We start from the raw sequence: 13,518 nt of genomic DNA on the forward strand, positions 1-13,518 counted from the left end.
CAGAGAAATAAGTTACCTCTAGTTCGTAGCAATCAAACAACTATGAATATAAAAGATAACGTTTGGGTCCCAGCATTTGCAATAGAACAATGAAGGAGGAAGAGATATGAAGAAGTTTTTTTATGGACTTGTTGTTGTTTTATTACTGATTTTTATAACAGGGTGTAATCAAGAGAGTGGTCAATCAGGTGAAGCCAAGAGTAAAGATGGGGAGTTAACTCCAATTAAATTTGCCTTAGATTGGACACCAAATACAAACCATACAGGACTCTATGTAGCAAAAGAAAAAGGATATTTTAAAGAACAAGGGCTGGACGTAGAGCTCATGCTGCCTGGAGAGGCTGGAGCAAATCAGCTGATGGCGGCAGGAAAGGCAGATTTCGGGGTTAGCTTTCAGGAAGAATTAACACAAGCAAGAGCAGAAGATCTGCCAATTGTTTCGATCGCTGCCGTTATTCAACATAACACCGCAGCCTACGCTTCGCCGGTCGGCAAAGGTATTACGGAGCCTGCTGATTTTGAAGGAAAGGTTTATGGCGGTTATGGAACAGATATGGAAAAAGCGGTGCTTGGTACAATTATGCAGCAGCACGGTGCAGATGTGAATAAAGTAGACTTTTTAAATATCGGAAGCTCCGATTACTTCACTGCAGTGAAACGGGATATTGATTTTGCAAATATCTTTTACGGTTGGACAGGCATTGAAGCAGAGACCCGCGGAGAAGAATTGAATGCAATTTATCTTAAAGATTTTGCCGAGGAGCTGGATTACTATACACCAGTGCTTGCTACGAACGAAACAATGATTGAAGAAAATCCGGAAACTGTAAAAGCATTTATGACCGCTGCAGCGAAAGGCTATGAATTTGCAATTGATCAACCAGAGGAAGCTGCAGACATTTTATTAAAACACGCACCCGATTTAGATGAAGATCTGGTGAAAAACAGTCAAAAATGGTTATCTCCAAGATATCAGGATGATGCCAAGCAATGGGGAATCCAAGAAAAGGAAAGATGGCAGACATTCACAAATTGGATGGTCGAAAACGAGATTATAAATAAAGATATTGACGTAGAAAAAGCATTTACGAATGAGTTTTTACCAACAAAGGAATAGGGGGACTATTGATGGCAAATTCGTTAGTTAGTATTCAAATTATCCCAAAGGCTGACAATGTAAAAGATGTATATGGAATGGTTGATGAGGCGATTGCGATAATTGAAGATGCAGGGGTAGCTTACCAGGTAAATCCGTTGGAAACAACGATGGAAGGAGAATTATCCGAACTTCTTCACATCGTGGAAAATATGAATGCACGCATGGTGGAAATTGGTGCTGATAATGTTATATCCCAAATTAAAATTTTACACCAGCCGTCAGGAATTACAATGGACACACTTACGGAGAAATACCGATGAGACAAATTTTCACTAAAGGATGGCGGCCACTTGCTGCCATCCTTCTATTTATCGTTATTTGGCAAGTAGCAACCCGTGTGTTTACGATAGAGGAATGGCTTTTGCCTGCTCCAACCGACATTTTAAGTGAAGCACAGCATACGTGGGGAGAGTTTCTGTTTCATTTTGTAGCTACAGTAAAATTAACGATTATCGGATTTATTATTGGTATTAGCGTGGGATTAGCTGTTGCTATTTTATTACATATGCTCCCTAGGGTAAGAGAAACCTTTTATCCATTTTTAATATTATCCCAAAACATCCCAATTATTGTCCTTGCTCCCCTGCTTGTTATCTGGTTCGGTTTTGGATCGCTTCCAAAGTTAATTATTATTACATTGTCATGCTTTTTCCCTATTGCCGTTTCGGCGTTGGGTGGTTTTCAACAAACAAGTCGCGAGTTGGTACATTATATGAAAATGATGGGAGCAACAAAAAGGCAATTATTTTGGAAATTAGAATTCCCTCATGCCTTACCTTCCATTTTTTCAGGGCTAAAAATATCAGCAACTTATAGTGTTATGGCTGCTGTTATATCTGAGTGGCTTGGTGCACAAGAAGGTATTGGTGTTTTTATGACATTAGCTACTTCCTCTTTCCGAACATCGAGAGTATTTGTTGCCATCATTGTTGTTATGGTGCTAAGCCTCACTTTCTTCGGGTTGATTGTACTATTAGAAAAGCTTGTATTGAAATGGAATAAGAAAGGGGGCACTGTCTAATGCTTTCTGTAAAACAGATTAGTAAGCATTTTGATGATAAAATTGTCTTGGAGGACATATCGCTTGAAATTGCTGAGGGTGAATTTGTATCTCTTATTGGGCCTTCAGGCAGTGGTAAAACGACCCTGTTTAATCTGATCGGTGGTCTGTTAATGCCAGATGGCGGAGAAATTTGGAAGAATGAGGATAATATCACGAATACGACTGGACATATTAGCTACATGCCCCAACAAGCCTCGTTGTTTCCATGGCGAACAATTTTACAGAATGTGTTGATTGGACAAGAGCTTCAAGGCAACAAAGAAGAAGGATTGGCCAAGGAAATGTTGCAAAAAGCGGGCCTAGGGGAGGTCATTCATAGCTATCCCCATGAACTGTCGGGAGGCATGAAGCAGCGGGCATCATTTATTCGCGCATTGCTTAGTCCACAATCCTTTCTTTGCCTTGATGAACCTTTTTCTGCATTGGATGAGTTTACCAGATTAGACATGCAAAAATGGCTGCTTCATATTTGGGAGGATAACCAGCAGTCTATTTTATTTATCACCCACAGTATAGATGAAGCACTTTTTTTGTCGGATAAAATTGTTGTATTAAGTGCAGGACCAGCAAAGGTAAAGCGTGTATTTGAGGTACCGTTTGCTCGCCCCCGGGATGAACAAATCCTGCTTTCAGAAGAATTCTTGAAATGGAAGAGAATGGTGTTGGAGGAAGTCCAGCGGTGAGTTGGTTTGAATGGGGTGTTGTTTTTGGGTGCGGTGGGGGCTCATTTGGGGGCGGGTCTCTCTCATATGAATGGGTAGGTCTCTCATTTGAGTGCGGGTCTTTCTCATATGAATGGGTAGGTCTCTCATTTGAGTGCGGGCCTCTCTCATATGAATGCCTGGTCTCTCATTTGGGGGCGCGGCTCTCTCATATGAATGGGTAGGCCTCTCATTTGAGTGCGGTCCTCTCTCATTTGAGTGGGCGGCTCTCTCATTTGGATGAACTGCTCTATCATTCGGATTTTTAAGTTTCTCGCTTGAACCTGGCGTCACATTCCAAATACAATAAGAATGAAATCATTTTTTTAGGGAATAGGTTAATAGAGAGCAAATAGCAGATGGCAGACTTTTTATTTTTATTTAATTTTTAAAGGAGAGACAGAGTACCTATGACTACATCACGTCGTAAAACACCTCAAATGCACAGACAACAACAAATTATTAAAAGGCTTGAAAGACGATTTAATCATCGTACACATACCATTACCAATCCTTTAGTTCAGCTAAATCCATACCATAATGCCCCATTAACAGCTTTAATTTTGTTTACAACTTCGAAGCCAGCCCATGTTTCAGTCACTATTGACGGAGAAAATCCGATTACGAAAACCTATCCTGGTTATCATACTATTCACAGACTCCCTATTATCGGACTGTATCCTAACACAAAAAACAGGATAACTGTTACGGCTACGTTTCACTCAGGCACCTATGAAACCAACACTATCTTTTTAAAAACAAAATCATTACCAAAGGACTTTTTAAATATCAAATTGGATCATTCGCTTCCTGAGAAGATGGAAGATGGACTTACATTTATTGTTCCAAGTGCAAACTATCTATTTGCCATCGACAATCAAGCAAAGGTTCGTTGGTATAGCACCCTTAATATAAGACAATTGTTCAAGCCGTTGTCCAATGGCAATTTCTTAGTCTACACCAGGTCACCTAAAACACAACACAACTTAATATTGGAAATTGATTTACTTGGTAAGATCTATTACTACTATCCGATTTATGCTAAATCAGAGATCCCAACTACAGCAATTAACACAGACGTGATGGAGCTCTCCAATGGAAATCTTTTGGTTACGACACACGAACAAACAGAGAATTCATTGGAAGATCGGTTAGTCGAACTAAATCGCAGGACGGGAAAAGTAATAAATCGCTTAGACTATGCCAGCCTTTTTCCTAAAGCTTTTCAGAAAAATTATGTTGGTATCGGCTCAGAGGTAGGCGATTGGCTTCATAATAATTCTATTTGGCTGGATACACAAAGCGATTCTATCGTGATGACAGCAAGACATCAGGACCTGGTAATGAAGCATAGCTTCCCAGATGGAAACATCGATTGGATTCTTTCTTCTCCAGAAGGATGGTCAGACGATTATCAGGATGTTTTACTAACACCTAAAGGCCAAAACTTTAAATACCCGGCAGGCCCCCATGCTGTGATGGCTCTTCCTGATCAGGATGGAAACGCGGAGACGTTGGATATTATGCTTTTTGACAATAATAATCAAATTACCCGCGGAGATGAAAAGGTAAGTCAACAATATAGCAGAGCAGTTCAGTACCGCATTAATGAAAAGGAAAAGACAGTCGAGGAAGTATGGACATATGGAGAAGAGCGTGGCCAAGCATTTTTCTCTCCAATCGTAGGGGATGCAGACTTGTTGCCACAGACGAATAACCGTTTAGTTACCTCAGGTTTTATTAAAAAAGGAAATGGAAGAGCCTCAAAAATTGTGGAGGTTGCTGGAGATTCACCTCAAGAAGAAGTGTTTGAAGTAACTATTTCAGGCTTCGCACCAGACAGTAAGCAACATATTTATCGTGCAGGGAGAATGGAGATATGAGGTAAACAGGAGGAAGTGACTTTCTCCAGTATTTTTAGTGGAATGCTGTGCTGGTCTCTCGGGTAGACGCTGGGTTGTCTCGGATGGGCGTATGCGATCCTGTCTCGGGTGCAAGCGCTGGTGTCTCGGGTAGACGCTCGGTTGTCTCGGATGGGCGATCGCCTGTCTCGGGCGTGTGCGATCCTGTCTCGGGTGGACGCGCGCCTGTCTCGGATGAGCCCCCTGCTGTCTCGGCCGTGAGCCTTTTTGTCTCGCTCGACTCCTCACCTAACTACCCGATGTTCTTTTCCAGATTCTATGGTAAAATGATATTACCTAAATTATCTGGAAAAGGAGGTTAATCAATTGGTTCCTTATATTTTTGTAGCAGCAGCTGTACTGGCTGTAATTCCTATTTTAATACTTTATAAGATACATAGCAGTAAGCTCAAAGAAGATCCTAGTTTAAGAGATAAGGTTCAAACAAAGTTTATGATAGGTATTGCCATCAGTGAAGCGATTCCTATCCTTTTAATTGTTTATGGGTTCATCAAACTCGAACCTGTCCAAACGATATCAGCACTCTTTATCCCATTTTTAATCGTTTTATTTTTAATGGCATATGCAGCTTTCTTTATCCTTGTTAATAAGCGGATTGATGTGACACCAGAATCTGAAGAGACAGTGAACGCCTTTGCGATGGTCAGCTTGCCGCTTTCTATGAGTATGCCACTTATCGCTCTTGTATCTTTGTTCCTGATGATGCCATAATACTTGATAAATAGAAAGAAGGAGAGCCTCCCAAGCTCTCCTTCTTTCTATTTACGAAACTAGTTTCAAACCAATGGTTGCTCCTATAATCATTGCTATAAAAGCAACTCTTTTCCAATCCTTTGATTCTCCATATAAAATCATTCCTACAATTGCTCCTCCAGATGCGCCGATTCCTGTCCAAACGGCATATGCGATTCCCATAGGCAATGTCTCCATTGCAAAAGAAAGGAATAGAAAACTTGCCCCGAATCCCAGAAAGAGGAGTAGAAGTGACTGCCAGCTCCGGTCTTTATGCAGCTTACTAATCATTAACACACCAATCATCTCAAATAAGCCTGCGAATATGAGAAAAAGCCATGCCATTAGGATTCAGCCCCTTCTGTAACATTATCTTCTGTAACTATTTTCAAGCCAATTACCCCGGCGAGTAAAACGCAGATTAGTACTATTTTTGCTATTTTAAAGGGTTCATCAAAGAATATAATCCCTGAAAAAACTGTCCCTGCAGTACCTAATCCAACAAACACAGCATAAACCGTGCCAACAGGAAGCTTTTCTCCCGCCATGATTAATAAATAAAAGCTGACGATAATACAAATAACAGTAGCCGTCCACTCTAATAATCCATCTGCATGTTTTAAACCAATCACCCAACCTACTTCAAAAAATGCAGCAATAAATACTTTTAACCAGTTTGCATTCATGTCATAAGCACCTCCAAGAATTTTTCCCACTAAAAAAGGGAGATAACTGTAAACAGTATCTCCCAGGCTTTTGTCCCTCCGTGGCACAGCTTAGCTGTGAGTTTTCTCTCGGACCAGACTAACATGACATGTTACGGAACCCTAGAAAACGTTTCTATCCAATTAGCTTTTATTATACATGATGAATAGCTTTTTTCAAGAAAATGACCAAGCTACCTCTATCCTTTTAATTCAATTGCCTGATCCAATACCTTATCACCTTGCATCATACCATATGCTATTTGATCGATAATCGCAACTTTAATTCCTTGTGGTTCGAGCTGTTGTTTAATTTTTTTCTCCAAGTATCTAACCTGTGGCCCTACCAAAACAACATCAAGTCCCTCAAGATTATTTTTCAGCTGAGATTCTGCTATAGCGTTGATTTCAGCATCCATTCCACGATCCTCTGCAGCCTTTCTCATTTTATTAACTAACATAGACGTTGACATTCCGGCTGAACATACTAAAATGATTTTCATTTTTTAGCCTCCTCCATGGATTGCATTTTTTCATACATGTCGATCATTTCATTTGCTAGATCTTTAACAGTCATTGCAGTCATGAGATGATCCTGTGCGTGAACAAGAATAACCGTTACTTCATTTGCCTGACCGTTTGCCTCATCTTGTAGTAGTTTCGTCTGCTGATGATGGGCTTCAGTAAACTCTTTTTCTGCTTCTTCAATTTTACCTCGTGCTTCATCAAATTGATATGTTTTAGCCAGGGAAATTGCTTCCATCGCATGTGAACGCGCATTCCCTGCGTGAAGTATTATGGTAAAAGAAAGCATTTGTATTTCTTCTGTTGTTTGCATGTTAGTTATCCTCCATTTTTGCTTTTAATGTTCTTGCACCTGCCATAATGAACGGAATATACATGAGTGTTGCCAGAACCAAGTTGAACACCTGTAGAGCAATTCCTCTCCAGCTTCCTCCTGTGACAAGATATCCACTTAAAATAGGTGGTGTGGTCCAAGGTACTAATGCCACTGTTTTAGGTACAAGTCCTGTAGATAGTGCTACATAAGAAATTATCGTTAACGTAACCGGTACCAAAATAAACGGAATTAACATAACAGGATTTAATACAATTGGTAATCCAAAAATAACAGGTTCGTTTATATTAAACAATCCAGCTGGTGCAGACAGCTTTGCGACTTCACGGTACGGATGGTTTTTCTGTTGTTTAATCACAATAAAAATGGCTGCCAGCAATGCAATTGTTGTACCTGATCCGCCCATAAAAACGAATGAATCAAGGAATGGTTTAGTAACTGTATATGGTACATCAAAGGCAGACACACCGCTTTTAAATAGCTCCAGATTTTCTTGAATTAGCGGTAAGTAAAGTGGTTCGATGACAGAACCAATGATATTCGTACCATGCAATCCGAAGAACCATAATAAATGATTTAAAAAAGCAATAATAATAGCTGCAGGTAATGTGTTGCCAAGACCTTGCAACGGCTCTTGAATTACGCTAAAGATCCATTCAAATACACTTATTTCAGCAAATACACTCATGATAGCTTGAAAGAAACCAATAAGAATTAATATAATTGTAGCAGGAATTAATGCTCTAAATGACCTTGCAACACCCTCTGGGACACCTTCTGGCATCTTAATTGTCCATTTTGATTTTACCAGAACACGAAACAACTCGGTTACTAAAATAGAAAGTACAATAGCGACAAACAATCCTTGGGCTCCAAGCCAAGCGAAATTCAGACCCCAATCTTCCGTTACCGGCACAAGCATAATATAAGCTGCCGCCGAGATAATACCAGCTGAGAGACCATCTACTTCATAGGATTTAGCGAGATTATAAGCTATGGAGAAAGCCACAAGTAAACCTAATACCGCAAATGTCCCATTCCAGATACTGCCGCCAACTGTTTGCCAGTTGCCCTCTCCAAATATCCCATTCATCCATGCAACAAAGTCAAAGGAACCGAATGGTGGAAAATTATTAACTAGTATTGCGAGAGATCCTACGATAATCAATGGCATGATAGCTACAAATCCATCACGTATAGCCACTAAGTGACGTTGGGCACCAATCCGCCCGGCAATTTCAATAAATTTTTCCATAAATTTATTCATACTATTTCCTCCCTAATTAAATTGTGGTAAAAACGCTTTATGTGCTTCCAACAGCTCGTCAAGAACCAATTTACTTCCTTTTTCGTCTTGCATTAGTGGATTCATTAACATGGCAATATAGGCATCATTATATGAACCGGAAATACCTGCTTGAATTACTTGCTCTTCAAACGCCTTCATATGGGTAACCATTCCTTTGATAGATGAAGGAAGTGGACCGACAACTAACGGCTTAGGCCCATTTTTCGTAATAACACTATTCACTTCGATAACTGCATCATTTGGCAGATCTGGGATTGCGCCATTATTACGAGTATTTACAGTCTGAATATCCTTCTTATTATTATAGATGGAATCCATCAGACTACAGGCAACGTCACTATAAAAGGCCCCTCCTCTTTCTTCCAACTCCTTCGGTTTATCGTGGAGATCAGGATTTGTATATAATTTAAACAATGATCTTTCCAATTCTTGTACCTTTTCTGCTCTCGTTCCGTTTTCTTCAAATGCTTTTATATCTTTTTTCAACACTTCTTCCGTCTGATAATAATACTGATGATACGGGTTTGGCAAAAGGCCTAACGCATCTATGAATGTGCTGGACCAACCAAGGTTTACAATATTAGCAGGTGAATAATCAAGCCCTTGTTTTAATTTCTCCAAAACTTCTTGGGTACGATCGATCCCGCTCACAAATACTCTTCTTCCAAAGACAAAGTGATTCATACCAACAAATTGAATATCCACTTCCTCTGGAGCCACATGCAGGATCTCTGCTGTGGAATGACGCATGTTATATGGAATGTTGCAAACGCCAATAACTTTATCGTGTTGCGAATGCTTTAACAAAGCTTCTGTAATAATACCGGCAGGATTTGTAAAATTGATCATCCATGCATCCGGGCAAATTTGGTGAATATCTGCTGCCAGTTCCATTAATACAGGAATCGTACGGAATGCCTTGAATATACCTCCAGCCCCATTTGTTTCCTGTCCAATAAATCCATGACTTAATGGTATTCGCTCATCCTTGGCACGTGCTTCCAGTCCACCCACACGAATTTGTGTAGATACGAAATCTGCTCCTTGCAGTGCTTTTCTTCTGTCCAATGTCCAGGATAGATTAATAGATTTGCCGGACTTTTCAATCATTCGTTTCGACAATTCTCCAATAATCTGCAGCTTTTCTTTTCCCGCTTCAATATCTACTAGTACAATCTCCGTTACAGGAAAAGAGGAATGTCTTTTAATAAGTCCTTCAATAATTTCTGGTGTATAGCTGGATCCTCCACCTATCACGACTACTTTTAATGCCATTTCGCAAGACTCCTTTGATGCATTTTTGTAAACGCTTAAGTTTTAATAATTAATTTCTTGTAATTCATAATATGTTGTTATCTTAAATAAAATGTATCATACATATTTTTTATTGTCTAGTTATTTTTATAAACTTGTATTATTTGTTACTACATTTGATAATAAGTTGTTATTATCCAGGCATTTTAGTACACTTGAAGTAGATTATTAAAGGAGAAAATATATGGAAAAAAATCAAGCACTTCATGTTTATATTAAAGAAGAAATTTTAAATAGAATAAAATCAAATATTTATAAAAAAGGGGAGAAGATACCAACTGAGTTGGAGCTATGTAAGGATTTTGATGTTAGCCGAACCACTGTGAGAACTGCATTAAACCAATTAACACTGGAAGGCTATCTTGTCCGTCATCAAGGAAAAGGCACCTATGTAGCTGAACAAAAAGTAAAGCAAACATTGTCTCACACTGTAAAACGATATAGTGATCAGGTCGCGGTCCAAGGAAAGAGGGCAGAGATTGTTCTAGTCGGCATACAAGTTATTCCTGCTACAGAATTGTTACAACAAACATTACAAGTTGCACCAAACGATCCCGTACAACGGATTGAACGCGTTCGAAAAGCAAATGGTGAGCCAACACAATACGAAATCGCCTATATTCCTTGGTCGGTCGCTCCCGGAGTTACAAAGGAGCATGCAGAAACTTCCTTATATGCAGCTATGAAAGATGTTTTCCAGATTCATATAGCAAAGACAACAGAACATGTGGAAATTGCTTTTGCTGATGAACGAATTGCTAACCAATTAGATTATGAAGAAGGCTTACCGTGTTTTTATATTGAAACAATTGCTGAAGATGCAAACGGTAAAATAGTAGAATATTCTCGTTCCTTTTTCCGAGGAGATAAAACAAATTTTGTGATTGAGCGTAACTATCCTAATGAATAAGAGAGGGGAATGAGTCTTGAAAGTTTTAGTGAATGCAGATGATTTTGGATTAACAAAGGGAGTTACCGACGGAATTGTTCAATCACATCTATATGGCATTGTTCAGTCCACAACCTTAATGATGAATGGTTTAGCAACCGAATATGCAGTAGTAGCCGCTAAATTGAATCCCTCGCTAAAAGTAGGAATACATCTTGTTCTTACATGGGGGAAGCCGTTATCTAACAATGTTTCCGGATTGACTAATGAGAACGGTAATTTCCGATACACGAATAACTTTGCACAGATGGAAGCACCTGATTTAGAGGAAGTAGAAAGAGAATGGCGTTCGCAACTGGAAGCATTTTTAGCCACTGGGCTTCCACTTCATCATATTGATAGTCATCATCATATACACGGCTGGGCACCATTAAAAAATCTCGTTCTTCAACTAGCAAATGAATACCAGGTACCTGTCCGTTATACAGACACGCTAAAGAACGAAAAAGATATTCTGCTAACCGAAACACTTTGGTTGGATTTTTATGGGGAAAGTGTGGATAAAAAGCTGTTTGATAAGCTACAACAGCAACCACATCATTCGATTGAAATCATGACCCATCCAGCTATTGTCGACAATGATTTACGCTCCGTTAGTTCTTATCAGGAACAAAGAGAAAAAGAGCTTCAGATTTTACAAGAACTGACTTTTCCAAATTGGGTTAGAAAATTGTGATTAACTAATTCCATATAACCTTTTCTATTACATATAACTACATCTCCCTACATATACATCAAGTGGACGTGTTCTATTATTCGGACCAGGGAGATGATGTTTTGCAATTTTATTATGGCAATCAAATGCCGCTTCGTGTGCTGGATGAGGCGGAATTTTGGAAAGAGCAGGAAGCGGAGCATACAGTTGTTATGCGGGAATTAATGAGTGATTTGGAGAAGGAGTATGTCGAAGCCTTAAAACACTGGGAGGATGTATTGGAAACAACCCATCAGCATGTACGGCGCTATGTTGAGACAGTGGTTCGTGGTAATAATCAGCTGCCTCCGCATCTTTATAAGCAAGTTCTGGAGCTCATCTCTTTCTGTCTGCAGGAAAGTGTAGCATTTACTCAATTCTGCAGAAAAGTAAAAACAGAAAGTAAAGCAGCAGAAAACAACTCCACAGCCAGAGTGGTTATTAACCATATCATCGATGAATCGGAGTATTTTATTGGGATCGCGCAGACTATACTATATGAACAAAATAATTAGAAGGAATTAAAAAATCTCACGGAGGCAATTTATTACCGTGAGATTTTGATTTATATTGATTACAAATGAACTCTTTCAATTTATTGATCATATGGATTTTGATGGTTTGGTCTACGCCATCTGGCGGAGTTGTTGTTACGATATTAATAGGAATCTTATATGAAACTATCTTCTGATCCTCTTCTTGTTTTATAAGATTGAATCAACTTTATTCAATATTTTTTTGTTTAAATTTCCTGTGTTTTCTTTCAATCCAAAGCGTTCCGTCATATAATAGCTAGAGATATTGCCGTTTACTATTACATAGAGAGAGGGTGAGTAAATGAAGGAGAAAATTGCAGTGGCTAAGGTATGTATGCTTGCAGGAAAAATCATGCTGGAGTGTGGTGCAGAAACGTATCGAGTGGAAGATACCATGAACCGCATAGCAGCTGCATTTGGTTTACATGATGCACAGAGTTATGCAACACCCACAGGCATCAACTTTTCAATGGATAGCTCGGAAGCAACTCATTTTCGAAGAATTTCCCATCGTGCCACTGATTTACATAAAATTGCGGAAGTTAACAGTATTTCCAGAAGAATAACGGCAGGCGAACTAACCGTATATGAAGCAAATTTATTATTAAATAATGTATCTGAAGCGAAATTAGCTTTCCCATACTGGCTGCAAATTATTGCGGCAGCATTTGTCAGTGGCAGCTTCACTATCATGTTTGGCGGATCATGGCCTGACTTCCTTCCCTCCTTTATTGCAGGTGGACTTGGTTTTGCTGCTATGCTTGGCGCAGAAAAAATTGTTGAGATCCGATTTATAGCTGAATTTTTTGCTTCTTTAATTATTGGACTTGCCTCTATTCTGTTTATTACACAGGGCGTTGGAGTTGATTTGGATAAGATTATAATTGGGGCTGTCATGCCACTTGTACCAGGCCTGCATATTACGAATGCTGTACGAGATCTGATGGCTGGACACCTTGTAGCAGGCTTGTCTAAAGGAGCTGAAGCCATATTAACATCCTTTGCAATTGGCGCAGGAGTGGCAGTGGTTCTTGCTTTTGTTTAATTTAGATTTTAAGGAGGGAAGCACATGATTGATTTAGCACAACTAATCACCAGTTTTGTTGCAGCGGCAGGGTTTGGTGTTTTATTCAACGCACCAAGAGATAGATTATTACAATGTGGGCTTGTTGGGATGTTTGGCTGGATTTTGTATTATATTTTAGTAGCAGAAGGACTTGACGTGGTTCCAGCTACAATTTTTGGTGCGATGCTTGTTGCTGTTTTAAGCCAATTATGTGCCAAACTGTATAAAACACCTGTCATTATTTTTAATGTTTCTGGAATTATCCCCCTTGTTCCAGGTGGAATCGCTTATGATGCTATGCGTAATTTTGTAGAGAATGATTATTTTACAGCTGTTCAATTATCAGCAAAGGTCATGCTGCTTGCCGGCGGAATTGCCATCGGGCTGATGTTTTCTGAAGTAGTAAAACAAGTAATGACCAAAGCTGGAAACGCATTAAAGGATTAAGTTTTTTAAAAGCAGTATGGGAGTATTTTTTCGTTTATTTGTACATGTACGTTATCTTTACAG

17 protein-coding genes and 1 riboswitch are annotated in these 13,518 nt (G+C 39.3%); of the genes, 11 read left to right on the forward strand and 6 right to left on the reverse strand.

The genetic code is table 11. From position 1 onward, the window contains the following. The first annotated feature begins 106 nt into the window (after positions 1-106). From BME96_RS16700 to BME96_RS16730, 6 genes are all read left to right on the forward strand, one after another. A complete protein-coding gene (locus BME96_RS16700; protein WP_071649695.1) occupies positions 107-1,117 on the forward strand; it encodes an ABC transporter substrate-binding protein in 1,011 nt (336 codons plus the stop codon). 11 nt (positions 1,118-1,128) lie between these two features. Beyond that, positions 1,129-1,419 (forward strand): thiamine-binding protein, encoded by a 291-nt coding sequence (locus tag BME96_RS16705; protein ID WP_071649696.1) that lies wholly within the window; start codon positions 1,129-1,131, stop codon positions 1,417-1,419. Continuing rightward, complete coding sequence (locus BME96_RS16710; protein ID WP_071649697.1) at positions 1,416-2,180, forward strand: ABC transporter permease; 765 nt, start codon at positions 1,416-1,418, stop codon at positions 2,178-2,180. Before BME96_RS16705 ends, BME96_RS16710 begins: the two co-directional genes overlap by 4 nt. After that, on the forward strand, positions 2,180-2,905 hold the full coding sequence (locus tag BME96_RS16715) for an ABC transporter ATP-binding protein (RefSeq protein ID WP_071649698.1): 726 nt from the start codon (positions 2,180-2,182) through the stop codon (positions 2,903-2,905). The genes BME96_RS16710 and BME96_RS16715 overlap by 1 nt, the downstream gene beginning before the upstream one ends. 428 nt (positions 2,906-3,333) lie before the next feature. Then, a complete protein-coding gene (locus tag BME96_RS16725; RefSeq protein WP_071649700.1) occupies positions 3,334-4,806 on the forward strand; it encodes an aryl-sulfate sulfotransferase in 1,473 nt (490 codons plus the stop codon). Between the two features lie 345 nt (positions 4,807-5,151). Continuing rightward, entirely contained in the window at positions 5,152-5,556 is a 405-nt protein-coding gene (locus BME96_RS16730) for a hypothetical protein (protein ID WP_071649701.1), read from the forward strand. A 51-nt stretch (positions 5,557-5,607) separates the two neighbouring features. On the opposite strand, the gene BME96_RS16735 is transcribed toward BME96_RS16730, so the two are convergent. The 6 genes from BME96_RS16735 to BME96_RS16760 form a co-directional block, all read right to left on the reverse strand. Then, on the reverse strand, positions 5,608-5,922 hold the full coding sequence (locus BME96_RS16735; protein ID WP_019378035.1) for a DMT family transporter: 315 nt from the start codon (positions 5,920-5,922) through the stop codon (positions 5,608-5,610). After that, positions 5,922-6,263, reverse strand: a complete 342-nt coding sequence (locus BME96_RS16740; protein ID WP_019378034.1) for a DMT family transporter — start codon at positions 6,261-6,263, stop codon at positions 5,922-5,924. Before BME96_RS16740 ends, BME96_RS16735 begins: the two co-directional genes overlap by 1 nt. Before the next feature lie 57 nt (positions 6,264-6,320). After that, positions 6,321-6,419: riboswitch (guanidine-I (ykkC/yxkD leader) on the reverse strand. 62 nt (positions 6,420-6,481) lie between these two features. Then, on the reverse strand, positions 6,482-6,784 hold the full coding sequence (locus BME96_RS16745; protein ID WP_019378033.1) for a PTS sugar transporter subunit IIB: 303 nt from the start codon (positions 6,782-6,784) through the stop codon (positions 6,482-6,484). Beyond that, positions 6,781-7,119 (reverse strand): PTS lactose/cellobiose transporter subunit IIA, encoded by a 339-nt coding sequence (locus BME96_RS16750; protein ID WP_019378032.1) that lies wholly within the window; start codon positions 7,117-7,119, stop codon positions 6,781-6,783. The genes BME96_RS16745 and BME96_RS16750 overlap by 4 nt, the downstream gene beginning before the upstream one ends. Position 7,120: 1 nt before the next feature. Continuing rightward, positions 7,121-8,407 (reverse strand): PTS sugar transporter subunit IIC, encoded by a 1,287-nt coding sequence (locus tag BME96_RS16755; RefSeq protein ID WP_019378031.1) that lies wholly within the window; start codon positions 8,405-8,407, stop codon positions 7,121-7,123. A gap of 12 nt (positions 8,408-8,419) precedes the next feature. After that, positions 8,420-9,724, reverse strand: coding sequence for a 6-phospho-beta-glucosidase (locus tag BME96_RS16760; RefSeq protein WP_019378030.1), 1,305 nt, complete (start codon positions 9,722-9,724; stop codon positions 8,420-8,422). 223 nt (positions 9,725-9,947) lie between these two features. Here BME96_RS16760 and BME96_RS16765 point away from each other — a divergent pair, with 223 nt between their 5' ends. From BME96_RS16765 to BME96_RS16785, 5 genes are all read left to right on the forward strand, one after another. Then, positions 9,948-10,673, forward strand: coding sequence for a GntR family transcriptional regulator (locus tag BME96_RS16765; protein ID WP_071649702.1), 726 nt, complete (start codon positions 9,948-9,950; stop codon positions 10,671-10,673). A 16-nt stretch (positions 10,674-10,689) separates the two neighbouring features. Further along, positions 10,690-11,388: a chitin disaccharide deacetylase gene (gene chbG, locus BME96_RS16770; protein WP_071649703.1), complete on the forward strand. Its 699-nt coding sequence runs from the start codon at positions 10,690-10,692 to the stop codon at positions 11,386-11,388. Positions 11,389-11,489: 101 nt separating this feature from the next. Beyond that, entirely contained in the window at positions 11,490-11,921 is a 432-nt protein-coding gene (locus tag BME96_RS16775) for a DUF2935 domain-containing protein (protein ID WP_019378027.1), read from the forward strand. 322 nt (positions 11,922-12,243) lie between these two features. Continuing rightward, complete coding sequence (locus tag BME96_RS16780; RefSeq protein ID WP_019378026.1) at positions 12,244-12,987, forward strand: threonine/serine exporter family protein; 744 nt, start codon at positions 12,244-12,246, stop codon at positions 12,985-12,987. A gap of 24 nt (positions 12,988-13,011) precedes the next feature. Next, a complete protein-coding gene (locus BME96_RS16785; protein ID WP_019378025.1) occupies positions 13,012-13,455 on the forward strand; it encodes a threonine/serine exporter family protein in 444 nt (147 codons plus the stop codon). The last annotated feature ends 63 nt before the right edge of the window (positions 13,456-13,518 follow it).

This window comes from Virgibacillus halodenitrificans (assembly GCF_001878675.1).
GTDB classification, from domain to species: domain Bacteria; phylum Bacillota; class Bacilli; order Bacillales; family Amphibacillaceae; genus Virgibacillus_Q; species Virgibacillus_Q halodenitrificans.